Raw genomic sequence first — 24,826 nt, forward strand, 5'->3', positions numbered from 1 at the left:
TGTGCTTAAGGGAAAAGTACTTTTGACATTGCTGCAAAACACTACTCTAGCAAGGCTTTATCTTGTGTTAGTGGTTGCAGGGGAAGACATTGAGGTTACAAAATAGTTATTGGATACTGTGTAATAGATATTCATAAAAGTACTTTTGCCGACTCATGGGTTCGGTGCAAAAAGAACTTTATAATTTGTGAGATTTGCTGAAATACGCTTGAACTCCTTAGCGTCAAGCGACCAAAGCCATAGCGTGCGTAAAGCACCTTTGCCTTTACCGGAACAGGGGCATAAAAGTACTTTTGCACCCCTGTTTCGTTTTTTTAATATTTAGAGGTTCATTTCCATTAAGTTAATATCCATATTTTGATTATCTTTAAGAAACACGGCAAATTCCTGCTGGCTAATTTCAGCTATTTTAAATTTTTGCTGATTAATAATTTCATCAATTTGTACATTTGTTAAATCCTTATATTTAACGTCAGATTCCCTAATTCTTTTTCGTAATACAATCCGGTTTTGCTTGTGCTGTTCCTGTAATTCCAGTTCCTTTATCCATTTAATGGATTCAGTAATGCATGCATCATGAAACTCTTTAAAATTGGCATAAGATTTTGCAAATATCCGGATAAAGCCAAGCGCTCTGGGGCGGGTCGCATTCTGGTGAGTCTGGGGGTAGGTTAGCCGCATACGGCGATGATAGCGGCCAGACAGGATGCCGATCTGTTTTCTGACGCCACGAAAGCCAACATGTCGAAAAATATCATGCATGGCCTTTTCATATTCCATGGGTCTCTTGGGATACAGGATGATTGCCTGATCCAGTCTTTTTTCCCAATCTTTCATTGAGCTTTGCTTGATAAACCATGTCCAGCGGATTTTAAAAGAGGTCACCAAGCCGTGTGATGCTACTGGGGCAATCCCTTGGATCATCTGGTCAAGCTGGCTTGTTCCGGTGACGACGTGCTTATCGTTAACGTCATTACTTTCGGGATCGACGATAGTATCGTCATCGATATCGTCTGTTCGGGAACGAATATTCGGGGCATGCTCTGGTATCGGCATCATACTGCTTTTGTGTCTTCTTTCCGGTATTACCATTTCCTCAATCTTGGATTTTCCCTTGGATTTGATATGCAGCTGGCCAAGCACATAGTTTTCAAAAATCAGCATCTGGTCTTTTTCAGAAGAAAGCAGGCAACGCAGGTTCTCATCGCGGATTAGCTTTTCGTGCGCATCAGGATCAGATGATCCCGTGGTCATCAGCCAGAATTGATATATCTTGTTAGGGTTCCTTTGTTTCCGGTTAAACCAGATCACAAGGTGCCACACTGGTTCATCAATCGACTTCAGGTAGCTATTTTTGCGTTTGTCATTATTGAGCTGATATTTGCTATTGAGGTGGTTTAATACCCGCGATAAATCCTTAGCCTCAATCCGGCCAGCAGTGTACCAGTACGTTCTTGAACGAGATACCAGCGTCATTAAATGCTGCATGGCCTCAGCTTTGTGAATGGAATAATAGATCATAATATAACCTAATAGATTAATTAATTGTTACCATATAAAAGAGCATAATTGATTTTATAATAGATTTGTTAATAATTCCCTTAAAAAATCCGAACTATTTCCGAAAATTTGCTACCGTGTAAATAAGAGTTCCTATGGGAACACTCGACAACGAATAAAAAGCGCACTAATATTTGCTTATCAATTAACGGAAAGTGTTAAACAGCAGCTGTCAACTGCGGTAAGGCACATCAAAATTTCCTCTATTGAATTAAACTTCTTTGAGTGTCTTGGACTGCCAATCCAATACATCGAATTCGCAAAGCTGCATACTTCCGAAAGGGCGTTGGTGCGGCTATGAAGAGCGCTGGTTGTTGAAATACAACCTTCGACTCAATCGGATTTAAACGCAGTTCGGCCAGCCATATGTATATCCATGGCAGTTTTTATTGGCCGATTTGACAGATGTATGATTAAGGTTCGGGCGACAATGAAACGGGCGTTGTGGTGACACAACCAACCCTGTCTTTCGAGAAACGGTGAGAGTTTGCATGGATTGCTAAACTCGTTAATAACCGCCATTCCTCGCTGCAATTTTGCAAAGGGCGAGGTGTGTGACGCACTGGTGGGCTTTTGAGGGCATCGTGAGGTGTCAGGGCTGCAAGGAGAAATCTGGCGCAGTCGGTACTCGTAGGTTTGCATGTGAATTCGCTGAGAAGTGTTCATGCAGGCTTATGAGATCAATGGATAGCTCAAGCCAGTAACGGTGACACGCAAATTAATTCCCATATGATTTTAAGAATCGTCCTCTACATGTATTGGACGATTTTTTTATCGGGTGTTAAATGATGTTGCTGTGCGTAGATTAAGTGCTATACCCCTACAATGTCTGGTACTTCCAATAATCAGGGTTTCGGAACTCTTACCTGAAAAATGGGAAGTGGAGTACACAAGGCTATGGGATTAGCGTACTGATCGCATTACTGAATCCAATTCATTAATGCAAAGGCTCTTTAGACTAAATTGGGAATCAGTGGGGCGTTAATTTGAGGTGGCACTCAAATTGCCTTGATCGTGAAAATTTTCCTTTGAGAATTGAATAAGCGATCTTAATCACTGAGGGAGATTAGGTGACTAGGTAGTGGATTATTTATTAATTCATTTGTAGACAAATTCGAGCGAATAAAAACGTAAGCGTTTGTTAAGCGAAAGCCTAAGCGGATTTTATCAAAGAAGTTTATTTAATAGTGTGTGAGGGTGACGCCTCAGTATCGGTGACACGATACAACTCTTAATTGACGGTAACAGCTCTGTAAAATGTCCGCTAATTATAAACTTAATTCTTTAAGGAATTATTAATTTAATTAGTGTCGGAGGAAGTGCCCGAAGAGAAGAGCATTTATTAGTTTGCTCGATAATATAACTATATATCTGCCGAGATATAAAATGCGGTAAAGCTTTAATTAAAGCCGTAGTTACCACGTTAAGGTAAATTTTTGAACCCCATCAATTGATGGGGTTCGATCTCATTAATTTAATGAATATTTTTATATAAATAATATGTTATCTATTAATTTAAAATATAAATTATTTAAAAAATATTATTTCTAATTCCGTTTTTTTCGTCGTTTTATCGGCTTGTGCCATATTAAAAAAATTTGCATCCCTAAATGTGGCTTTTCAATTTAACTCTAATATGAGGTGTATCGTTAAAATTGGACTTACCACTGCATCCCGATTTGTGGCTTTATTTAATCATCCCAAGTTGTGGCTTTATTGAGGATGCTTAAAAAGAGGTTTTTAGCTATATTCTGCATTTATTGATTATATATAGTACGTTTTTCTATGCTTATTAAGTTCTATTCACTTCCGTTAACATATTTTTCCATTTTCTATCTAAAAAATATTGAATCAGCTCTGTAGTGTAGAGATACTGAGATTTGCTTCTAATTAGTCAACGATTACCTTTTATTTTATAGCTTAACTAAGTTATCCACAGCCAAGAATAGTTAAGTTACTGCTTTTAAAGAAAAAAATTAAAAAAGATAAAGATTTTGAATTCATTTTTATTTTATCTATTTTTTATTTTTTTATTTTATTTTATAAAATTTATTCTTTTATAAACAATGGTTTAACTTCCCATTTAACCACATTTAGGGACGGGTAAAACCACATTTAGGGAGAGTTAGAGCCACAAATCGGGATGGATAAGACCACAAATCGGGATGCATAAAGCCACATTTAGGGATGGATAAAACCACAAACAAGGATTTAACCACATTTAGGGATTAGCATATGACCACATCTAGGGATGATCTAAGTAGTAGTTTTATAATTTATAAAATAAGTTTATATAAATTATATACTTACCTATAAAGACTAATTTTATGAATACCTAGGTACCTACGGCACAAACCATATGACCACATTTAGGGATGTATAAATTTTCAGTTTGGAGAATTTTTAATAAAGCCACAAATCGGGACGACTTAATAAAGCCACAGTTTGGGATGGTTTAATTTAGCCACAAATCGGGATGAATTGGATTCTGTACCTGTTAGTTGTAAAACATGGAATCCAATAAAGCCACATTTAGGGACGGTACAGGGGCTATAAAATGGGTATTGGATTTGTCAGTATTCTTTTTACAAGATAAAGCCACAATTTGGGATGGTAGGGTTTGGCCAGTGAAAGATTATTGGGTGAATTGGGATTTGATAGCCAACAATAAATTTCTTGCCATAAAGCCCAGTATCGTAATAATGTGGCTAAATGGATTTTAGTTTAGGCGACTTAATGGCATCTTCAGCAAAAAAGGATTCAAAGACTATTTCATTGGACTTTGAGGAACCTAAAGAATCAAAAAACGAATTAACTGTTCAAAATAGCGAAGTTGTATTAGCAGCTGAGAAGAGCCTTGTTGTAAAGAGTAATCGTTTAGTAGAGGCCATTTATAAGAATTTAACTTTAAATGAGCATCGTATGATAACGCTTGCCATCGTGAATTTAAGGCAGCTCGTTCATGAGAATCCTAATCAAGGTATGATTCCCCCTTCAATATTTATAAGTAAACACCAGTACCAAGCGTTTTTTGGGGTTACGTCCCATTCAGCCTATAAAATTCTTAAAGAAGCAGCTACCAGCCTATATGAGAAAACCATAAAATTTTCGGATGCTGAAAAATCTTCTGAAATCCGCTGGATTTATAAAAAAAGCATCTACAATGTTAAAAATAGCGGGGTGGAAATATCCTTTTCACCTGAGATCATTGCTGAAATACTGGATGTTACGTCTGACTACACCAAGTACTTTTTCAGGTACCATCGTCCACTCCCTACATTTTATTCGATCCGGCTCTATGAACTTTTATCACGATGGCGTTATCGGGGCGAAACGGACTTTATTGAAATAAACTATTTTCGGGAATTGTTAGGCGTTGAAGAAGAAGCATATACACGAGTTCAGCATCTTAAAGAGCGTGTCATTTTCCCTGCGATGGAAAATATTCATAAGTTTACTGATCTAAAAATTACAAATCTCGTTAATCAAAAAGCAGGCCGAACGATCATTGGTTTTAAATTTTATTTTGAAATTAACAATGAGGTTGCTTATGGCCTTGAGCCAATCATTGATATATCGCAGCTTTCTGAACTTGAACAAAAATCCCGTGCCATTATTCACAAAGCACAAACAGGATTGGTTGATGTAAAGGAAAGTCCAAAAAAGCTTACACAGGATGATTTTGTCTTTCCAGAAAAATGGCTAATTACAGATAAACGGGTGTTTGTACAACTTAAGAATGAGTCACCTGATAGTGAGGTTACTGTTGAAGATATTGAAAACTATAAAAGGAAAAATCCTGATGAAAAACAATCAAATGCATTTATAGCAATGAAGTTGTTTGGCCATACACCGTAGAATTTTTTGAAGAAATCGATGCCACTTGCTAAAAGTGGCTTTTTTTTGGCCAAATAAAAAGTGCCAAAAATTTTTAAGCATTACATTAAATAATTTCATTTTTAATAGCTGAATTAGAAAATTAATTAAGCAACCAACTGATTTACAAAGATAAAATACTAATATTGCTTTAATTATTAAATTAAATAATTATGTTTTAATTTTAATAAAAATTTTATACAATTAATAACCATTTATTTAATTAATGGCTTAAATGTTAAGTTATTAGATAATTTAATTTATATGCGAAATCTTACTGCTTACCAATGTATTTTTACGGTTCTCCTGATTCTCAATACGTGGAATGCATCTTTTGCTGTTGCGTCCACAATCTACGCTGAACCCGTTTCGTATCATGCTTCTAAAAGGAGTAAGGCTAAACCTATGCCTTACTTTTATGGCTGTTTTTTTGCTACTTCACAGAAATATCGTATACCGGCAGACCTGCTCATTGCTATTGCACAAACTGAGTCTTCAATGAATCCACGGGCATATAACAACAATGGTTCTACCCAAGATCATGGATTGATGCAGATCAATTCTTCATGGCTCCCGAAAATTAGCCGGAATTTTGGAATTACTAAAGAAGCCCTGTATGAGCCCTGTACCAGCATCGAAGTTGGCGCATGGATACTGACACATAACTTTGTTGAGAATGGCTATTCATGGAATGCAGTAGGTGCCTACAACGTAGGAAATATTAAGACATCCAATAAAACATCAGCTGAAAAGTACATGCTTAAAGTTTGGAAAAATCTTCAAAAATTCCATAATGGGGAAATTATTCAATGATTTTGCGGATGATTACTGGTGCTGTGGTTACAGTTGCCATATTTGCATTTTGCATCCATGTCTTTATTACATCCGATCCCTGCCAGCGGCTTGAGCGATCAGCAAAACCAATTTACTGGTTTCTGAAAATGGCACAAAAAGGCGCAGAGCCATGGATCAAGCCTGAAACCAGTTTGAAAATTGGTGAGATCGCTACAACGAGCCAGTTGCGCCTTGCAGTCATTCTAAAAACGCAATTTTACTCCAAAGATATGCCGGCTTTGACTTGTCCATGGGATGCATATGTCGCTCCAGATTCATTTGGAACAGCCAAAAATCCCAACAAAGTGGCTAATTCCAAACCAGATTCCACAGGGGCAAAACATGACTAGCATGCAATCCCCAGCGAACGCGGTAGCAATGGAAGAACACAAACAGTTTATTTCCAGTAACCCAAATGATCCACTAGATCAAAAGGCAGTTGAAATTCTAAACGACGTTTTTGCCTATGCATTATTTAATAAGGCCTCGGACGTTCATTTTGAAACGGCCTATGATGAGGGGCTTGTGAGAGTTAGGCAGGATGGGGAACTTAGGATTATCCATAACCTGCCAAAAAACCTGATTGTCCGGATAAGTGAAAAAATTATGTCGCGTGCAGATATAGCTGCATCTACGACAAAAACCCCTCAGGACGGCCGTACTTATTTATTTTTTCCAAAACCAGACAACAGCAACGAAGAAGTGCGGGTTGACCTGCGGATAAATATCTTGCCCTCTATGAAGGGTCGTTCAATCGTCTGCCGCCTGCTAGACCAGTCTAATGCAGGTAAGTCATTAAATGAAATTCATATGACTAAATCAGTGCGTGAAGCAATTGGATCGCTTATCACATCACCGACCGGACTTTTTTATGTTGTTGGGGAAACCGGTTCCGGTAAAACAACCACACTTTATGCAATCTTGAATGAACTCAACGATAGTGCCCGCAAAATTATCACTATTGAAGACCCTGTTGAATATCAGTTGCCATTTTTGCAACAGGTCAACGTTGATAAGTCTAACTCGTTTGAAACTGCTTTACGTGCATGTATGCGTCAAGACCCTGATGTCATTCTGGTTGGGGAAATACGCGATAAGGTGACTGCGCAAATTGCAGTACAGGCAGCACAAACTGGCCATCTAGTGTTATCGACTTTACACGCCAATGACTCGGTAGCTGCAATTACCCGCCTTATTGATCTTGGGGTGGATCGGTATTCACTGGGTGAGGTGTTGCGTGGGATTCTAGCCCAGCGACTGGTTCGCCAGCTTAAGAATAGCAAAATGATCGATGAGGCTAATGAAGAACAAAAGTCATGGCTTATGAAAAATGGATTTGGCCAGTATGCAAATCAAAGTTTTGGTAAAAGTGGCATTGATGCCTATTCAGGCCGGTTGCCAGTCATGGAAATGCTCTTAATGTCTAATGACATTAAAGAGCTCGTATTTTCAGGCAATACCCAGAAAATTTATGAGGTGGCTAAGAACCAGCCTCAATATGAAACATTAGCAAATGCAGCAATCAGGCTATCCATGGAAGGAAAAACTTCACTTAATCAGGCGCGACTGATTGCGGGTAGTAAGGTCAGTTCTGGCATGCAGGGTCTGAAAATCGGTGAACGTCTAATTAACCTTGGTTATTTATCAAATTACCAGCTTGAACAGGCACTGGAAATTCAAAGGTTCCAGCGATCAGAACATAGGCAAAGACTGGGTGACATTTTAATTGACATGAAATTTTGTAATGAGGATCAGATTAATGAATCTCTTCGGGCAATTTAAAAAGGGTAGTGTTGCCGTTTTTGTCGCACTGGCTTTAAACAGTGTGGCTCTAGAGTCCTATGCCGAAGCAATTGATACTGAAAACGTCTACGCAACAGTGAATGTAAGTAGCGATCAGAAATTGGTGCGGTACTTTTTCTCATACACCTGCCCATATTGCAGGAAATATGATTCCAGCATGTCACGGTGGGGCAAGACTCTCCCCAAGCCAATGCGGTTCATCCGTACACCGGTAATCACTGATAATGAAAATTCAGTGACCGGTGCATATGGCTACTACACTGTTTTACAGGCTATGCCCACTAAACTGGATGCTTATCAGGATACAGTTTATACAAACATTCAAGACCGCGGTTTATCAGCTGATGATTTAAATACATATTTAATCTCAGCTATTCAAATTGGAATTCCAAGAGATTTATTCATTCGCACATGGAAACTGGATTCAACAAGAAATCTAGTCAATAACGCTTCCATACTAGGATCAAAATATAACGTTAGAAGAACTCCAACGATAGGCGTAGGAGGGAAATACTCTTTTGACCCTGAAATATTAAATTCAGGATCATTGGATTTATATACATTTTCTAACGTGATGGTTTCTAAATATATTCAAGAAAGAGGGTCATTTTAATGCCCAATAAATTACTGATATCTGGATTACTAATATTAATGGCTGGTTGTGCTACTAAATACCAGCCACCCGCACAGCTTATTGTACAGAATATTAAAAATCCCTATTTTGGAATTTTAAAAGTTCATACCGATAGTGATGTTGCAACGATTCAGGTCACCGACCAAACAGTGTTATGTGTTTCCTGTGCACAGAGTGATGGGTTTGGCGAAAATGACAATGTGGTATGGATTAAGCTCGCTCTTCCTAAAGCTTTCGAGCCACTAACCATTACTGACAAACACTTTGATTTCGATAAGGCTATATTGAAAGGTGATTTATCAGTACTTTCAAAAATTGTTGACCGCCTTCAAAGTGACCCTGTTCTAACCGTGGATGTCGTTGGTCATACCGATAGTAAAGGTTCCCAGAAATATAACCAGAAGCTTGGCTTAAAACGTTCCAAGGCAGTAGCAAACTGGCTCATCCGTAATGGAATTGCTGAGAATCGCATTTCTATTTCGTCCATGGGAGAAAATCAGCCAGTCGCTACCAATAAAACCAAAAAAGGTCGTGCCCTAAATAGACGCGCCGTAATATCAATTAATATTGTGGATTAATAGATATGGTTAAAGATGTTGAAATTCCTGAAGGTATAGATGGATTTTTCCACGTACTTATGTTTGAAGCGGATGAGGTAGGGGTCATATTTGGTTTGCTTTATATCGGCTTATTTACCAAGCAATTAGTTATTTGCATTTTTCTGATTCTTATATTTGTGAGGATTTATATCTATTACAAAAAAAGGAAGTTGAGAGGATTTTTTATTCATTATCCGTATCGATGGGGATTAATACCTCTAAATAAATATTTCCCGAATGGGGCAATCACGGAGTACCTAGAATGAAGTTGAACTTTATGCGGCTTGAGTGGTTAAAAGCCAATAAAATTGCCGTAAGTAGTATGGCCTTGAACATGATTCTGGGTGCTTCAGTTTTAACACTGTCGTATGGCATATCAACTAAGCATGAACGCCTTGTCATAATGCCACCTATTGTTAATAACGCATTTGAAGTGCAATGGAATGGTGCTTCATCAACCTATTATCAGGATATGTCAATTTTTGTGGCCTCAATGATGGGCTCTACCACTAAAGCTAACATCAACTACAACCTAGAAGCCATTTCAAAGTTTGCCAGCCCTCCGATGTTTAAGGTGATTTCTGAACGGCTGAGAGGCTATGTGTCCACGTTACCTGTAGATGTCACCCTTGCAGCTTGGTTTACACCTATTGATGTCCGATACGAACCTGCAACCAATAAAGTATTTGTCATCGGTAGCTTAAACAGCTCTGCGGTGGCCAACCAAGCTAATTCTAAAGACGTCATTTATGAATTCCAGTGGCAGATTATTGCAGGCAGGCCGGAATTCCAAGCATTTGATAGTTATGAAGGGACTGAACCGCATACACAAATGTGGCTAAAAAATAACCCTAATCCCCAGCAGTCTGCTCCGGCAACAACTGGCACCCAAGCTCAAGGCCAGACTACATCCCCAGAGGTATCCGCAAATGCCCAGTAAACTCTATTTAGCTTTAGCAATAACTGTATTAACGGCTCCAGTTTATGCAGATGAATTACCCTTTAAAAGCACACGCGATATCCCTGCTCCAGAACGGGTAACAACAGCGCCAATTGTTGGGTTGAGTGCTACGCAACTCTCAAATCCGCCTACAGTACAAAGCTTGCCAAAAAGTTCGCTTACCCAGTCAACGCGGGTGGTCGAAAAAATACAACTGGAACCTGCTGGATTACGTCAGCAAACCGTGAATATTACCAATGATGATATTCATATCGTTAATGTCAGTGCTTCACTGGTTAACCGGATTTCGACGCCATTTAAGTCACCTGCCGTAATTGTTAATGGCAGTGCCAACTATACAGTCGTTGGCCAAGATGTATTTATTGAGCTGAATTCAGATCAACCCACCGGCCTTTTTATACGAGAAGATGAAAAGCTTACAAACAACAGTGTAGTCGCTGGCCTGACATTGGTGCCTAAACCAATACCGAACCAGAACATTGTGATTGTCCTTGATCATCCGCTTCGGGAACGCTTAACAACCCCTGTCCAGAATGTTCCCTCTGATTACACGGATGGCATCAGGGTAGCCTTAAGTCAAGCTGTTGCTGGCCAAGCACCAGAAGGATATTCACGCGCGAATGTTTCACAGTCGATTGCTCGATTAGGTGGGGTTCTACTGACACCAACCAATTTTTATTCTGGTTCAGACCAGAACATTTATGTATACGAAGCCCAGAATCTTACCAGCCAGTATATTGAGCTCAATGAACCTAGTTTCTATCACGAAGGCGTGCGGGCAGTGGCATTTTTTCCAATTGTGAAACTGGCTCCTAAAGCTAAGACCACGGTTTATATTCTTGCCGATGCTGCTGAACAAGACCCGAACTAATAGGATAGTAAAATGAAAGAAAAGTTCGATGATTTAAAAGCTCGCTGGGCGGAAATGGACGCCAACGACAAACGTAAGTATTTCTATGGCATTGGCCTGATGTTCATACTTATCATTGTTTTTGCTTTAGGAAAACAGCGAAATGCCCAGTATGAAAATCTAGCCGATAAAGCTGCTGATCAGGAAATCACAAACTCATCAGTAGTTACTCCAAAAGTAGAGGCACCCACACTGGATGACCTTCGTGGTGCATCCCTAGAGCAAATTGAGCAGGGCAGGCAACAAACCGAGGCAGCTACTGCGGAACAAGAAAAACTTCGGGAACAGGTTAAGCTGGAACAGGAACAACTTAAAAGCCAGACCTCTGAATTAGCATCGCGTATGGCAACCATGCAAGAGGAACTGCGCCTTGCCCGAATGGGTAGCGATGGCAGTGGTGTCAATAATGTTGATGGTGTGCAATTACCCCCTTTACCATCGCTTGATGACAAGGGCTTACCTAAGGCGGCAACTTCTGGGGCAGGCACTGATCCGGCCTATAATGATTCTGGGATAAGAGCAGTTGGGATGACGCCTGACCAACAGTCAGGTACTGGTGATCCTTTAGCTGCAACAGATTCAATTGATTCGCCTTCTACCAGTACCGGTGGCTTACGGGTTATTACCAAATCTGGCCAGAATTCCCAACCGAGAATGGGTGGACTTGGCCAGCCAGCCAATAAGCTCTCTGATACAGACAAAAAACAACTACGGCAAAGCATTCAAAGGCAAGTGACGTCCAGCAAGATTCTACCTACTGGATCACTGCTTGAAGGTGTGCTGTTGACAGGGATGGATGCTGCCGCGTCCAGTAAAGGACAGGCAACCCCAGTACCAGCCCTAATTCGGGTAAAAAAAGAAGCAATCCTGCCTAATAAATATCTGCAAGATGTTAGAGAGTGCTTTGTTGTTGTGAGTGGCTTTGGTGATCTGGCCAGTGAGCGTGCTCGTCTCAGAACAGAAAATATCTCATGTATCTTCAAAGATGGCCAATACATTGATCAGCCAATCAGTGGCTATGTGGTTGGCGAAGATGGCAAGGCAGGGATGCGAGGCCGAGTTGTCGAACGCCAAGGTGCAATTATTGGCAAGTCAGTGCTGGCCAGCTTCTTGGCAGGATTTGGTTCAAATCTTTCCCCAACAAAAGTTGAGGCACTGGATATTTCCGCAGGCAGTACTACACGCGTTCAGCGTCCTGATGCTGGTGTTGCTGCTGAAATGGGTGCCTATCAGGGTGTTGGTCAGGGCTTCTCAACAGTTTCCCAATATTATCTAGACATGGCCAACCAGTTATTCCCAATTATTGAAATTGATGCAGCCCGTAAAGTGACCATTGTATTAACCGCACGCCTTGAGGTACAAAAAATTGATTAAGCAATTTCAAATTCCATTATTTCTGTGTATCGCATCCAGTTTAATTGGTGGTTGTAGCTCACTGGGTCATCAAAAGCACTTTGGTTGCTCAGGAATGCCGGATGGAGTGGTATGTAAGACTCCAATTCAAGTCTATCAGCTGACCAATGGCAGTACTGATTCATTGGCCATAGAGGATAGCTCTGAAAAACAGGAGGGCATGTTCAGGTCTTCTAGGAAATCAAAAGCACCAGCGTCCAAGGAAGATAATATTTTTTCACGCCCTGCTTTTGAAACATTCAGTGGAGCCATGCCAGTTCTTGAACAGCCAAAAGTACTTAGAATCTGGGTCGCACCATGGCGCGATGAAAATGAAACTTTAAACTGGCCAAGCTATATGTTTTCAGAGATCACTCCGAAAAAATGGAGCTTTGGTGGTATTTCATTCCGGAATAATCCACCAACTGCACCACTGGTGGGAGATTTTAAATCACCCTCAACAGATGTTACTGCTGAGGCTGCCGCAAACGAAATGGAAAATGGGGTTCAACAGGATCAACGAAATAATGCAGTTGCCTCAATGAACAACAGTAATGCTGGCATGACGGCAACCCCAAATCCTGTTGAGCAAAGCAATCCATAGATTTATTAATTAATAAATTAATTATTGTGTTAAATAATTAGTTATTAGTTGAAATAAATACTAGGAAAACTAATAAGAAATATATACAATCAGTCAATTGCAAAGAGCGATTATGTGCAAACAATAAAAAAGCACCGCTTTTTGTAATTGAAGATCAATACTTTTATTAACAATCGAAACCGAGGACTGTTCGCATGCAAGCAACTAATACCTTAATTTCTGCCCAATTTGCCCTGCGCAAACTGGCCAACAATCCATTAGCCCGCAAAATCTCTTATTTTGCAGCACTTGCTCTATTAGTCGTGATTGCCTATGCATTTACGATTGAATTTGCCAGTGCTTTAACCGTAGGCACCAACGGCACCATCACTGCTGGTACCGGTAGCCAGAGCACTGCTGCTACCCTTACCACTGGTGGTAACGTGCTGCAACAACCACTTTATTGGTTACTAAACTTCCTGAAAGGGACTGGTGGTCTGTTCGCAGCTGTATTGGCACTGCTGTTCACCATTTTTGAAGCTTTCGTTCGTAAAAATCTGGTGGGTGCAATTCTTTCTTTCGCTGTTGCTTTGGTTGCGTTGTATGGCCCAGGCATCCTGACTACTTTCTTCGGTGCTTCTCTGTAAGCCTTAAGAAAATGAAAAAGTTGCCAACTGGCAACTTTTTTTATGCCAAAAAAATGAAAATTTAAGTATTCTTATTAAGGTGTGACCAGTAGGAAAAATCCTAATCTATTGATTATTAATAAAAATAAATAATTAAATATATGGAATTAAATAAATTATCTAATAATTAATTAATTAATGAAATTATAAATAAAAGATTTTATAATTGATCCATTATTGTGAATATAAATACTGCCATTCTGCGTAGGATTTAGTTAACTAAAGGGGTGTTTAATGAATTCCATTGCCAAAAAAATTAATGCAATGTTGCAACGACACAGAGCGAGTTCAGCTGCACCGGTTCATGCTATTTCAGAAGACTCTTATTTTTATATAGAGCATGATAAAAAAAGATCATATTTAGGGGCATCATTTCGAGTTACCCCATTAAATGGCATTAATAGTGCCATGTTTGAGCAGCTGATTTCCACGCTATCCATGGAGATTCCTGAAGGGACAATTATTCAATTTACTTACATTTCAACAAATCATGTTGATGCTGAAATTGACCATTACATCCTTAATAAATATAACCTGATTCAATCAAACCTTACGATGGATGAAAGGCAACGCGAGTTAGCCTGTGAAATTCTTGCTGAGGAAAAAATTGCACTTGAACGGGGTAAAAGTATCCCGCCTATTCCATTTACACAGCTTACAACCCGTTATAACCGCATCATCATCAGCGTAAAAATACCAACTGATGTGCATATGAGTGAAGAGGATTACCAGAGCGCAAAGGAATACATGATTAAACTGGAAACCAGTTTAAAGGCAAACATATTTAGTGATCTTACAAAGCTCAATGTGACTGAGTATCTGGCGGAGACCCGCTCAATTCTCTACCCATTTATTCCTTTAAACACTGCTTACGATGTCAATGTAAAAATCGGTGAGCAAGTCCTGTTTCCAACCACCAAGATTTCAAATAAAGATACCAATACCCTGCAAATTAATGACACGTATTATAAGCTTTTATCTGTCCATACCTTGCCCACGCCTACCAACAATATTTTGCTAATGAATTTGCTGATTGGCGATCCGGTTGGTAATGAAAAGCAAATAGGGACTCCCTTTGTTGTATCAACTGTAATGAAGTTCCACGATCCGTTTAAAAAATCCGCAAGTGTAGAGCGTGACTACATGTATGTTTCGGATCAGGCTACACCATTTATCCTTAAGTTTACCCCAGCGCTAGCCATTAAAAAACGTGGGTTGCAGATTATGTTTGAAGCGGTCAAGTCTGGCCAGAAATCCTGTGAAATGACTTTAAACATTTTCTTGATGCATCAGGATAAGGTCAAGGTATCCCGTCAGGTGACTCAGCTGATTAGCTTTATTAAAGGTGCAAACCTCACACTTCAGGAAGACAGTGAAATCTTATGGCCAATGCTCTATAACTGTTTGCCGCTCTACCCCAGTGAAGAATCCTTAAAAAACACCTACCGGCATAGAACACTCTCTGCTGAACAGGCCACCACATTCCTTCCGGTGTTTACTGATTTTAAAGGCTATAGCAAAGAAGGGAATAATATTTATTTTACCCGACGAGCACAGCACTTTTTCTTTGATCCAACGACTGGCATGAATCGTAATGGGGCAATTTTAGGTTCCTCAGGTGGCGGTAAGTCTGTCTCTACAAACTACCTCGTAATGAATGAATGGCTGGCAGGAAGTATGCAGCGCATTATTGACGAGGGGGGATCATATAAAAAACTATGCTCTTTACTGGGAGGACAATATATTGATTTTACTGTTAATTCTAATATTTGCCTTAATCCCTTTACCCACATCCGTGATATTGATGAGGAACTTAACCAATTGGTGTTACTGGTTGAGAAAATGGCTGCACCAAAAGAATCATTTCGCGATCTTGAAACAGCACTTGTGACTGAAGCAATACGCAGTGTCTGGGATAAGAAAACCAACCTGATGACCATTACTGACTTGGCGGAAATGCTCCGTCAACATGACAAGATTGAAGCGCGTGAAATTGCAACCAAGCTTTATGCGTATACCAAGGATGGCCAGTATGGCAAATGGTTCCAAGGAGCCAATAATCTCAATTTTGATTCAAACCTTGTGGTACTCGAGTTGTTTGGCCTAAAGCAGCAGCCAGCCCTTAAAAGTGTTGTTCTGATGCTGCTATTAACCCGCATTCAGCATGACATGTATAACCAGACCCATATTGCCCGTAAATTTGCTTGGTTTGACGAAGCGAAATCCTATTTGGGTGATCCAGTTACAGCGGAATTTATCGACGATTTTTATGCACGCTTGCGTAAATTTAATGCTGGCGTCTGGTTGATTACTCAGTCCCTATCGACCATTGCAATGAATCCAGCAATTAGATCAATTCTCAATAACTGCTACTGGAAGATTTATTTACCTCATAAAGAGGCAGAAATCACCGAGATGATGCAAAAGGGAATTATCCCATCTGACCAATCATTTGCTGCCATGCTCCGGACAGTCCACAAACGTGATGGTGAATATGGCGAGTTCATGTTGAGTAATGATGATTCATTTACAACCGCCAGACTGGTACTGACCCGCTTTCAGCAAATCCTGTTCTTTAGTAGCGGCAACGAACGTAACTACATTAATTACCTGCTTGATAACGGCATGAATATTGTGGACGCGATTCGCCAGCTGATGGAAATGGAATCTCAGGGAGACCTCATCCCACAATTTAAGGAAGAGGCAGAGGAAAGTGAAACCATTGAAGTGGCTTAAAAAAGTTTCAGCATTTCCCCTGTACACCATGAGAATGGTTTATGGCCAGTCCAATTTAATTTAAAGAGCACAAAAATAATGTCAAATAACCCGTCCGAAAATTCACAGGTACCAACAACCGTTGAAGTTGTGGAATCTACGACCGTTGAGCATAAAACCGAATTTAATGCATTCCATGCTCAGGGTCAAAAATCATCTTTACCACCGACTTGGGTCATCATACTGACAGGACTATTAATCATTTACCTGTGTGTGAGCCGACTTGACCTTCTGCCACCAAAATTTACACTTTCTGGTACCAAGACGATATTTATTGACGTTGAAAAGATCGTCATTGCCAATTCTGCAAAAATGGCTCAAAAAGCGTCCGGTGAAGCACAGGTTCATTATGAAGCCCAATTATTTGCCTTAAAGCTTAAGGATGAGCTCAGAAAGCTACGTGATCAGGGTTATGTAGTGATCCAGCCCCAAAGTGCATTGGCTTGGCCAGCATCTCTGGATTATACGTTACGGTTTGCCCACGACATGAATGTTGATCTTTCCTCATATCAAAAACTGTTTGAGCAAGCACCAAAATCAACACTACCCGCTAATAGTGTGGCTACAGCAGCTGCAACCAATCCAACCACAGCCGCTGTTACCCCTGTTCCTACAAGTGATAATGCACAGACAGGTGATGTACAGGCAAATGCCAATGGCGAAGCGCTTGACTACGGGCTGGTGAATTAAATGACGACTAAAGCAAGTAAAATTTCAAACTGGCCAAAACGGATATTCTGGTTTTTTGCAAAACCTCCAGTGGAGTTTGTTCAGCAGCTACATCAAGCCACTCGGGGCAAGCGCCTAAAAGTTATGTGGACAATGGTATTTATGGGGTTAGGAATTATTATCGCCCAAAGTGCCTCACAGTCCCTTGGTATGACGTATGGCATAGGCATGGATGTTAGTAATATTTCCTCAAACGATCATATCTTTTACTTAATCAAGAAAAATGAAATCGCTGTAGCACAGGCCAAGGTTGGGGATTATCTGGTATTCCAGTCCGATCTGTTAAAGCCTTATGTCAATAGTGATGCGGTCATTATCAAAAAAATTGCAGCAACAGCCGGTGATCGTATCAAGGTGCAGCAGGGTGTTGTCACAGTTAATGGCAAGGAAGTAACACGGCTAAACCCAATTGTACTTGGAAAATTGCATAAGAAAGCCAGTGACTATGACCGTGAAATGGTATTGCCCAAAAATGCTTTTTTTGTTCTGGGTTCCAATCCGCGTTCATATGACTCACGTTACTGGAATTATCTGGTTATACGTCAGGAGACGGTCAGCCGTGCTTATCCATTCCTATTTTAAGTATACCGTGCTAATGGCCGGCATGATGGTGATCAGTAGTGTGGCCATATCGGCTGCACCCAATGGTGCCAATCCCAGTTTTTATGATAAAAAAGCTGAAGGCTGGTATTGGTATAAAGACCCCAAAAAGCTTCCACCAAAAAAGATCATTGATCAGAAACCTGTCGTTGTCGTTGCGCCAGTACAGCAAAACCCAACTCAGCAATCAGTGAAGGTTGAATCACCGCCAGCGGTCTTTTCAGTAAAGTGGTTTAATGAAAATATGGATGCTGCGCGAATTCGTGCGCTTGATAATCCACGTAATCCGGATGGTACGCCGTCCAAAGATATGATTGCCTATATGTATTTCCAGCGTGTGGCATTAGATAAAGCACAAAACTTTGCCTATGCGGCACAGGATGCCGTTTCCTCTGATCCAATACTGGATGAAACCAGTCGTATCCCTATTGATACAGGGGCGATCACCACTTTCAAACGTATGGTTGAGGATGACAAGAAATCAGCGCTCAACAGTCTTACCCAAAAGGCAGGCCTGTGGTTTTTCTTCGACTCAACCTGCCAGTATTGTGCTTATCAATATCAGTCTTTAAATGCATTTGTTAGCCAATACCGCTTTCCTGTGCGCTATATCAGCATGGATAACAAGCCCTTGGCAGGAATGCGGTCTTTCTTGCCAAATCGTGGGTTGGCACAGCAGCTTAATCTGAAAGTTACTCCAGCAATTGTATTGGTCGTACCCCCCAATAATTTTTATATCGTGAGTCATGGGATGTCAGCAACCAGCACGATTGGAGACAAGATTTTACTGGCCGCTGCTTCTCGTAACCTGTTGCCTAAGGAGATCAAGGATCGTATTGATCCCTATAACAAGGGAATTATGACTCCTGAACAAATGAAAATATCGCAACAGGAACAAGCCAAGCTGGATAAAGACCCGAACGCTTTTGTTGACCTTATCAAAGATGCTTTAGGTGGAAAATAGGAGATATACCAATGAAAAATTATCTTAATAAAAAATCGCTAACGGCTACCTGTTTTGGAATCTGGCTGGCCATGAATGCGACCCCCTTATCTGCTGCCAATAGCCTAGATAGTGTTATGGATGGCATATATAGCAATATGACCTCACCAGATATTTATAATTCCCAGCGCCGTGGAGTACTGGTGGGGGGGAGCTATGTTGCGCGTATTCCAACCCGCAGTATCAACCTCATATCATTTGATCCACCGCGCTTAAATGCCGGATGTGGTGGTATTGACATGTACCTTGGAGGCTTTTCCATGATCAACAGTAAACAGATCGTGGAAACCCTGCGCCAGATTGGCCAGAATGCAGTTGGCCTTTTATTTCAACTGGGTTTAAAGGCAGTAAATGATCAGCTCTCAGGGATGTTGAGTAACTGGTCTAAAAAGCTCGAAGACATTAACAGTATGCTGAAAAACACCTGCCAAGCAGCCAATAAAGTGGTTTCATTAATGAACCCCAAGGAAAGCGCAGCGACCTTTGCTTCCATGAAAGGTGGCTTAATGAAAACGATTACTGGCGGTTTTTCTGATACCGCAGAAATGGAACAGCAAAAGCAGTTAAACCCATCTGCCCTGACGCCAAATGCTTCTGGCACCCTAACCGGCAATGACCTTAAGCTGGCTGAGTCGAACCCTAATTTAGGTAATATAGTTTGGCGTGCAGCCGTGAACTCAGGGGTAACCGCCAAAATATCTAGCTCTACCAGTCCGGTGGCAGCTACCAGTGAGCCTGAATTGGCCATACTGCTGATGAACGTGGTTGGGACACTGATCTATAGTGGAAAAGACCTCTCGGCAACGTCTGGATGTAAAACAGGGGATAATGTGACCTGTGTGAATGATGCTGAACCCTATGCAGCCTACATTCATCCGCAGGATTTGATCGATCCGCAAGATAAAACCATCAAGGCCTGTGCCGGTTCAATTGCTTCAAATAATAAAGAGTTTGGTTGTCAGACACTGGAGGATAGAAAACTTTCCACCTACTTTAAAGGAACTCGATACATCATTAATGACAAATTGTACGGTAAAAGAACCAATCAAGTCCTGACACCCAGTGATATTAAAGCTGCCATTTCAGCGAAGCAGGGTATTATTGGCAAGGTATTAAGTAATCAGACATTAACTACGGCTGAGCTTCAGTTCCTAAACAGTATACCGGCTCCATTGTATGCGTATTTAAAAGCTGTCCAAAACTCGCCTGAAGCAATTGCGATGATAAGTTCACGGGTTACCCCCATGATTGAAAACTATTTTGCAACTAACATTGCACAGTCATTTTATGAATCAGGGTCTGAGATGTTTAGTGGAAAAAATATCAAGGTTGAAGAGCCCGCGTTTGTTAAAGAAAGACTGGCCATATTTAAGCAGGAAATGAATGCCCTTACGCCTGATCCGAAAGACCGGATCAAGGAAGAAAATGAGCTGCGTACTTTTGTTAGGGATACCGTTGCTTCATTGCCAAAAAATGTCCGCTTCCAAGTTAATCCTGCTATGTCAGTAGGTTCAAATAATTAATAAAACAAGCCCTAGGCCAATGAACTAGGGCATTTTTTTAGGAAACAAACGTGCAAAACCGTGATAAAACACTACCAGACTGGCTTGGTATAGAGGAAATCGCTTTCTCACTGGGATTATCAAAAGTCATCACCAAGAACCAACTCAGTAAGCCCGTTGAAGCGCGAAATAAGGCATTTAGAGATTGTTATGATAGCTTTGTCCGCCATACCCATAAAATTATCAAGAAGCACCGCTTGGAATCATTTGATGACTTAAAAACCATATACATGATCAAAAATGAATATGCAGAGAGCCCTTTTGCCCATCGTGATAGTGTTTCTGGCCAGCAATTATCGTCCCTCGTCAACCTGAGGCTGGAAATCACGCATATTGATGAATTAGGCCTACGGCTTGGGATTAGCAAAAGGACAATATTCCGTTTAAAGAATCCGGATCAAGCCTATGAGATTAAACTCATGTATCCAGTGTTCTGGTGCCTGATGAATGATTTAAGGGTTAAAGCTGCGTAATAAGCCACAGAGGCTGCATTAGCCACAGATCAGGTGCAACCCCATGATGGCAGCTTAGCGCTATATCATGGTTGTAATGGCAACATGTGCTGTATAAGGTGTAGTGAAATTACAATTTGCTTGTATGTTAGGGTGGCACTCTAGTAGCTTATGGCTATAGCCCATGGAGTGCTGCCGCCAAAATGAATATGCCACTTGATTTAAGCCGGATTGGATTAAATGATTACACCGAGTTAGCCAAAGAGCAAGCCAGTGTTTTTGGTGAGCCCGTTGAGTATTTCCATCAGGAAACCTTCAATTACTGGTCAGCACATTTCGGTGCTATTCTTTCTTGCCTTCATTATCATACTTTATTACAGCACCGGCCTACCGAACTGAAAAACTATCCACACTGGTCGCTCAGTGACTTTCGTGGACAAAAGCCTTTAGGATTTTTTGATTCTCTGAAGTCTTATTTAAAAAACTGGGGACTACAGTACTTTTTACTTAACTTCCTGAATAATGAATGTGCCCGTAACATCGCTGTAGCTTTGGCTGAAGGATTGGACGTGTTAAACCGTCTCGATATTATGGAAGATTATACCTACTATGCTTTTGAGATGGCCGGCTTTGATTCCAAACTTACTAAAAGTAATAACTTTGAATTGATCGATACATTTCCTCCCCAGAATGATGAAAACTCGCACGTTTCCAAACGTGCAGATTTGGGAGTGATATTCTCAAACGATATAAATTCTGAGCCTAATCCATTGGTAATTTTTGGTGAGGTTGAAGGCAATAATGGGCGAAGTTTATTAAAACCGCAGTGGTGGGAAAATAAACATCCCGATTGTCTATTTGGGATAGGTGTGGTTAAGTCAATCAATTCTTTAAAAAATAAAATAAATATCAATCCTAATTTAGCCAAATACGGACAGCCAGCCATAATAACCCACAAGGTACCAGTGAATGGTTCAACTAAACTGGTGATTTTAATTGAGCAGACTCACCAAATTATTAAGGATTTTGATGATGCCATTGAAGTATTTAGGCATCTTATGTATATGGGAGCAGATTATAAATGTTTGAATAATTGCTCAGAGCCATTTCGGGAAGCTGTAAATCTTCTCATCACAGGCTTTGATAGTACGTTTGAGTTATTACATTGCGGATTTCAACATAGCCATAAAAATGCATTTAATATTGATCAGGCTAAATTTAAACTTTCAATTGCTCCTGAGTTAATAGATACGAAAGTGAAGATAATTCGTTTTGATGTTTAGCAGCTTGAAATATTGGATTAAAAGCCTTTGATTCTGAAGAAAATGAAGATATAAAAAAAGGCCAAAATTGACATGGCCTTTTATTCTTCAGGATACATCAGTGCAACTGGTTGAGCTTCCCTTCAATATCCTGTTGTCCTGCCAGCACAGCATTATTTAAGCTGTCCTGTAAGTTATTGCCTTTATACCAGTCACCGGCTAGATCACTACGCCCAAACCAGCGATCCTGCCATACAATCTGGTTATCATGTGTACTCACCAGTGTCATATTGCCAAAAAAAGCAGCCTGTTTTTTAGTGGTTGGAATAAAAAGAAACTTATTTTGGGTCAGGCCAATAAAAGTAGGCTCCAGAACCAGAATATAATCGCCAGCGTTTGTATCTGTCAGATTTTTAGCATAGCTATGCTGGCCAGCAGGGTGTTCCATACGCGGCAGTGTTTTAACATCAAGGTTAACCAGCTGTACTTGAGCACCCTTGGCTTGTACGTTGGTTGCTACCGACTGGCCAAGAGTTTGATAGGCAGGTACCTGAGTTTTAGCGAGTGAACGATCCAGATCAGATTTGGCAATATTGGCAACCAGTTCAACATAATAAAGCGGGGAGGCCATATCACGTCCGACCAAAAAAGTAGGTGTCGGCAATTGTTGTGCAGCAACGCTGACCTTTTTATTTTGGATGCTATTTGCAGCACTTTGCGGTTGTACTGACATACAGGCAGGCAAAGAAGCTGTGGCCATGATGAGCCCCAGCACCGCTAATTTTTTTGTTTGAAATTGATTTTTCATATACTTATCCTGTTGAGTAAATAATAAGAGTTAACTCTCTTGCTGTAAATATTAACATAATAATTAAATTGGCAATATTAAAATCATTAATTTATTTTCTGTTTTAATTGTGATGCACGATTAGCAATATCTTTTAAGGCCATATTATTCATGGCGACTTTAGAGCGGGTCACTGCCACATAAAGTAACCTTAATTCCGAATCTTCCATCTGTGTCATTTGGGGTTTATTGTCATACATTGCCTCAATGCCATCGCTACGTTTGACGGTGTTGAGCATTTCATTAAAAGTTCTATCAGGGGTCAGTTTAAGCTCAAAGTCATCATGGAAATCCACCTTGTTCCATTCCAGCCCTTTGCTTTTATGGGCAGTTGAAATTACACACTGCGGATTTTTTGCCTGAATACTTTGTTTAATGACTTTCTCCAGCTCATAAAAACCAAATTTTTCCTCAAGCCGAACTAGCCCAGCCAGTTCAAAGTCACTTTTATCAGATTCCGTATACTCTTTTACATCATGCCAGCTGGTAAAACCCATGAAAGCCGGATGATTTGGTGTACGTCCTTCTTTTAGTAACTTACCTGCTTCAATAAGTTTAATATATTCCTCGGAGTTGGCTACTAAACCATAAGTGCGGTTATCACCTAGCTTAAGCCTGTTCATCAGTGCCTCTATTGCACCTCGATTAGTGCGGCACAGTATGGCATCCGGATCAAAAGATTCTGATCGCATATGTAATACTCTTGAATTGATGGATTCTGTACCAACCAGTGGAACACTTTCACCCAGCATATTTAGGTACAGATTAGCATTATCAGCAATAGCATGGCCAAACCGAAATGACTGGGTGAGGCGCTCAGCTGGAATATTCAGCTGGATCATGGCATTAACAGCACCGCGCCAGTCATATATCTGTTGATAAGCATCACCTACATAAATTACTTGCGTATTTTTCTGTTCAAGCAATACACCCAACATCAAGGGATCAGCATCCTGAGCTTCATCGAACATGATGTAATCGGTTCTGATTTGCGGCCTCTGGATTGCCCACTTTTTTAGGTAAATTTCATGGGTAATGGGAAACTGGCTATTTGGATTTAATTGATCATGCCAATACTGGTGTGCAATCGGAAGTAGTGTTTCACCCAGCGCTTTTTTTGAATTTTCACTCATCCAGTCTGGAAATTGAAAATGAGTGACCTTTAACTGTTTGGCATGGGTAGAGCAGTAATATGAAACCGCTTTTTTAACGAGCCGGAACAGGTCTATGTCAAAAATATACTTGGTCTTTTTACTGTCACCCACACGCATAGTAGGGTCAATTTCAGCCTCAAATGCAATAAGACCATAATGTGTGGCTAAGTCATTGTCTCTTATTCTTGGTAACTTAAGCTTTTCAGTCAAGCTACGTTCAGTTTGCCGGAATGCAAGGCTATGAAAGGTACGCGCATCAACTGATGAATCAAACTTTTTAGCTGCTTCATCAGCAATGGATTTATTAAATGCCAAATATGTTCCTTTACGGCTTTTAGCGGCAAGGGTTTTACTAATTAGCCCAAGAGTTGAAGTCTTACCCGTACCCGCATAAGCCATTACCTTGAATGACTCCCCAACTGCTGCACGGTGTAAAATTTTTTCTTGTTCAGTAGTGGGCTTGAACATGTAATTTATGACCTTGAAGTTAATTTTTATATTGACTGATACTAACTTGAAAAAATAAAAAAGGCAATATATAATACAAGAGTTAAGCAATTAATTTATTAATATATTTGACGGATTTTAACGATACCAAGCTGGT

General features: G+C 40.3%; 22 protein-coding genes. 19 read left to right on the plus strand and 3 right to left on the minus strand.

The features are described 5' to 3' along the window. Positions 1-321: 321 nt before the first annotated feature. Positions 322-1,521 (minus strand): hypothetical protein, encoded by a 1,200-nt coding sequence (locus tag BKE30_RS14730; RefSeq protein ID WP_076879322.1) that lies wholly within the window; start codon positions 1,519-1,521, stop codon positions 322-324. A 2,775-nt stretch (positions 1,522-4,296) separates the two neighbouring features. On the opposite strand from BKE30_RS14730, the gene BKE30_RS14740 reads away from it, so the two are divergent. The 19 genes from BKE30_RS14740 (at position 4,297) to BKE30_RS14830 (ending at position 22,242) form a co-directional block, all read left to right on the plus strand. After that, a complete protein-coding gene (locus BKE30_RS14740; protein WP_158073203.1) occupies positions 4,297-5,418 on the plus strand; it encodes a RepB family plasmid replication initiator protein in 1,122 nt (373 codons plus the stop codon). A 423-nt stretch (positions 5,419-5,841) separates the two neighbouring features. Then, the gene (locus tag BKE30_RS14745; RefSeq protein ID WP_083698619.1) at positions 5,842-6,249 is read left to right on the plus strand and encodes a lytic transglycosylase domain-containing protein; all 408 of its coding nucleotides are present in this window, start codon (positions 5,842-5,844) and stop codon (positions 6,247-6,249) included. Next, entirely contained in the window at positions 6,246-6,620 is a 375-nt protein-coding gene (locus BKE30_RS15910) for a hypothetical protein (protein ID WP_076879326.1), read from the plus strand. Before BKE30_RS14745 ends, BKE30_RS15910 begins: the two co-directional genes overlap by 4 nt. Continuing rightward, complete coding sequence (locus BKE30_RS14755; RefSeq protein WP_076879327.1) at positions 6,613-8,052, plus strand: GspE/PulE family protein; 1,440 nt, start codon at positions 6,613-6,615, stop codon at positions 8,050-8,052. The genes BKE30_RS15910 and BKE30_RS14755 overlap by 8 nt, the downstream gene beginning before the upstream one ends. Next, positions 8,030-8,686 (plus strand): thioredoxin domain-containing protein, encoded by a 657-nt coding sequence (locus BKE30_RS14760; RefSeq protein WP_076879328.1) that lies wholly within the window; start codon positions 8,030-8,032, stop codon positions 8,684-8,686. The genes BKE30_RS14755 and BKE30_RS14760 overlap by 23 nt, the downstream gene beginning before the upstream one ends. Further along, positions 8,686-9,285, plus strand: coding sequence for an OmpA family protein (locus BKE30_RS14765; RefSeq protein WP_076879329.1), 600 nt, complete (start codon positions 8,686-8,688; stop codon positions 9,283-9,285). The genes BKE30_RS14760 and BKE30_RS14765 overlap by 1 nt, the downstream gene beginning before the upstream one ends. 5 nt (positions 9,286-9,290) lie before the next feature. Continuing rightward, positions 9,291-9,572, plus strand: a complete 282-nt coding sequence (locus tag BKE30_RS16610) for a type IV conjugative transfer system protein TraL (RefSeq protein ID WP_076879330.1) — start codon at positions 9,291-9,293, stop codon at positions 9,570-9,572. Positions 9,573-9,583: 11 nt separating this feature from the next. Next, complete coding sequence (locus BKE30_RS14775; protein WP_406564690.1) at positions 9,584-10,246, plus strand: TraE/TraK family type IV conjugative transfer system protein; 663 nt, start codon at positions 9,584-9,586, stop codon at positions 10,244-10,246. Continuing rightward, entirely contained in the window at positions 10,236-11,138 is a 903-nt protein-coding gene (locus BKE30_RS14780; protein ID WP_076879332.1) for a TraK domain-containing protein, read from the plus strand. The genes BKE30_RS14775 and BKE30_RS14780 overlap by 11 nt, the downstream gene beginning before the upstream one ends. Before the next feature lie 12 nt (positions 11,139-11,150). After that, a complete protein-coding gene (locus BKE30_RS14785) occupies positions 11,151-12,551 on the plus strand; it encodes a TraB/VirB10 family protein (protein WP_076879333.1) in 1,401 nt (466 codons plus the stop codon). Further along, on the plus strand, positions 12,544-13,173 hold the full coding sequence (gene traV / locus BKE30_RS14790; protein WP_076879334.1) for a type IV conjugative transfer system lipoprotein TraV: 630 nt from the start codon (positions 12,544-12,546) through the stop codon (positions 13,171-13,173). Before BKE30_RS14785 ends, traV begins: the two co-directional genes overlap by 8 nt. 194 nt (positions 13,174-13,367) lie before the next feature. Continuing rightward, entirely contained in the window at positions 13,368-13,799 is a 432-nt protein-coding gene (locus BKE30_RS14795) for a hypothetical protein (protein ID WP_076879335.1), read from the plus strand. Between the two features lie 273 nt (positions 13,800-14,072). Beyond that, positions 14,073-16,574 carry a TraG/VirB4 family ATPase gene (locus BKE30_RS14800; RefSeq protein WP_076879336.1) on the plus strand — a complete coding sequence of 834 codons (2,502 nt, stop codon included), beginning with the start codon at positions 14,073-14,075 and terminating at the stop codon, positions 16,572-16,574. A 78-nt stretch (positions 16,575-16,652) separates the two neighbouring features. Then, the gene (locus tag BKE30_RS14805) at positions 16,653-17,303 is read left to right on the plus strand and encodes a hypothetical protein (protein WP_076879337.1); all 651 of its coding nucleotides are present in this window, start codon (positions 16,653-16,655) and stop codon (positions 17,301-17,303) included. Further along, positions 17,304-17,924, plus strand: a complete 621-nt coding sequence (gene lepB / locus BKE30_RS14810) for a signal peptidase I (RefSeq protein WP_076879338.1) — start codon at positions 17,304-17,306, stop codon at positions 17,922-17,924. Further along, on the plus strand, positions 17,902-18,906 hold the full coding sequence (gene traF / locus BKE30_RS14815) for a conjugal transfer protein TraF (protein WP_158073205.1): 1,005 nt from the start codon (positions 17,902-17,904) through the stop codon (positions 18,904-18,906). Before lepB ends, traF begins: the two co-directional genes overlap by 23 nt. An 11-nt stretch (positions 18,907-18,917) precedes the next feature. Next, positions 18,918-20,468, plus strand: a complete 1,551-nt coding sequence (locus BKE30_RS14820; RefSeq protein WP_076879339.1) for a conjugal transfer protein TraH — start codon at positions 18,918-18,920, stop codon at positions 20,466-20,468. Positions 20,469-20,518: 50 nt separating this feature from the next. Further along, the gene (locus BKE30_RS14825) at positions 20,519-20,980 is read left to right on the plus strand and encodes a hypothetical protein (RefSeq protein WP_076879340.1); all 462 of its coding nucleotides are present in this window, start codon (positions 20,519-20,521) and stop codon (positions 20,978-20,980) included. Between the two features lie 182 nt (positions 20,981-21,162). Next, on the plus strand, positions 21,163-22,242 hold the full coding sequence (locus BKE30_RS14830) for a hypothetical protein (protein WP_076879341.1): 1,080 nt from the start codon (positions 21,163-21,165) through the stop codon (positions 22,240-22,242). 97 nt (positions 22,243-22,339) lie between these two features. Here the strand turns inward: BKE30_RS14830 and BKE30_RS14835 are convergent, their stop codons facing one another. Together BKE30_RS14835 and BKE30_RS14840 are read right to left on the minus strand one after the other, a co-directional pair. After that, positions 22,340-22,981 carry a hypothetical protein gene (locus BKE30_RS14835; RefSeq protein WP_143253800.1) on the minus strand — a complete coding sequence of 214 codons (642 nt, stop codon included), beginning with the start codon at positions 22,979-22,981 and terminating at the stop codon, positions 22,340-22,342. A gap of 134 nt (positions 22,982-23,115) precedes the next feature. Next, positions 23,116-24,780 (minus strand): UvrD-helicase domain-containing protein, encoded by a 1,665-nt coding sequence (locus BKE30_RS14840; RefSeq protein ID WP_143253801.1) that lies wholly within the window; start codon positions 24,778-24,780, stop codon positions 23,116-23,118. Positions 24,781-24,826 lie beyond the last annotated feature (46 nt).

The organism is Alkanindiges hydrocarboniclasticus, from assembly GCF_001982605.1.
Classification (GTDB): Bacteria; Pseudomonadota; Gammaproteobacteria; order Pseudomonadales; family Moraxellaceae; genus Alkanindiges; species Alkanindiges hydrocarboniclasticus.

Excerpts from the sequence above, each read along its gene's own strand:
- BKE30_RS14785 (WP_076879333.1), top strand. The coding sequence starts at position 11,151 with ATGAAAGAAAAGTTCGATGATTTAAAAGCTCGCTGGGCGGAAATGGAC.
- BKE30_RS14820 (WP_076879339.1), top strand. The coding sequence starts at position 18,918 with ATGAAAAATTATCTTAATAAAAAATCGCTAACGGCTACCTGTTTTGGA.
- BKE30_RS14780 (WP_076879332.1), top strand. The coding sequence starts at position 10,236 with ATGCCCAGTAAACTCTATTTAGCTTTAGCAATAACTGTATTAACGGCT.
- BKE30_RS14730 (WP_076879322.1), bottom strand. The coding sequence starts at position 1,521 with ATGATCTATTATTCCATTCACAAAGCTGAGGCCATGCAGCATTTAATG.
- BKE30_RS14830 (WP_076879341.1), top strand. The coding sequence starts at position 21,163 with ATGAATATGCCACTTGATTTAAGCCGGATTGGATTAAATGATTACACC.
- BKE30_RS14795 (WP_076879335.1), top strand. The coding sequence starts at position 13,368 with ATGCAAGCAACTAATACCTTAATTTCTGCCCAATTTGCCCTGCGCAAA.
- BKE30_RS14740 (WP_158073203.1), top strand. The coding sequence starts at position 4,297 with ATGGCATCTTCAGCAAAAAAGGATTCAAAGACTATTTCATTGGACTTT.
- lepB (WP_076879338.1), top strand. The coding sequence starts at position 17,304 with ATGACGACTAAAGCAAGTAAAATTTCAAACTGGCCAAAACGGATATTC.
- BKE30_RS14745 (WP_083698619.1), top strand. The coding sequence starts at position 5,842 with ATGCCTTACTTTTATGGCTGTTTTTTTGCTACTTCACAGAAATATCGT.
- BKE30_RS14760 (WP_076879328.1), top strand. The coding sequence starts at position 8,030 with ATGAATCTCTTCGGGCAATTTAAAAAGGGTAGTGTTGCCGTTTTTGTC.
- BKE30_RS14755 (WP_076879327.1), top strand. The coding sequence starts at position 6,613 with ATGACTAGCATGCAATCCCCAGCGAACGCGGTAGCAATGGAAGAACAC.
- BKE30_RS14835 (WP_143253800.1), bottom strand. The coding sequence starts at position 22,981 with ATGGCCACAGCTTCTTTGCCTGCCTGTATGTCAGTACAACCGCAAAGT.
- BKE30_RS14775 (WP_406564690.1), top strand. The coding sequence starts at position 9,584 with ATGCGGCTTGAGTGGTTAAAAGCCAATAAAATTGCCGTAAGTAGTATG.
- BKE30_RS16610 (WP_076879330.1), top strand. The coding sequence starts at position 9,291 with ATGGTTAAAGATGTTGAAATTCCTGAAGGTATAGATGGATTTTTCCAC.
- BKE30_RS15910 (WP_076879326.1), top strand. The coding sequence starts at position 6,246 with ATGATTTTGCGGATGATTACTGGTGCTGTGGTTACAGTTGCCATATTT.
- BKE30_RS14765 (WP_076879329.1), top strand. The coding sequence starts at position 8,686 with ATGCCCAATAAATTACTGATATCTGGATTACTAATATTAATGGCTGGT.
- BKE30_RS14800 (WP_076879336.1), top strand. The coding sequence starts at position 14,073 with ATGAATTCCATTGCCAAAAAAATTAATGCAATGTTGCAACGACACAGA.
- BKE30_RS14805 (WP_076879337.1), top strand. The coding sequence starts at position 16,653 with ATGTCAAATAACCCGTCCGAAAATTCACAGGTACCAACAACCGTTGAA.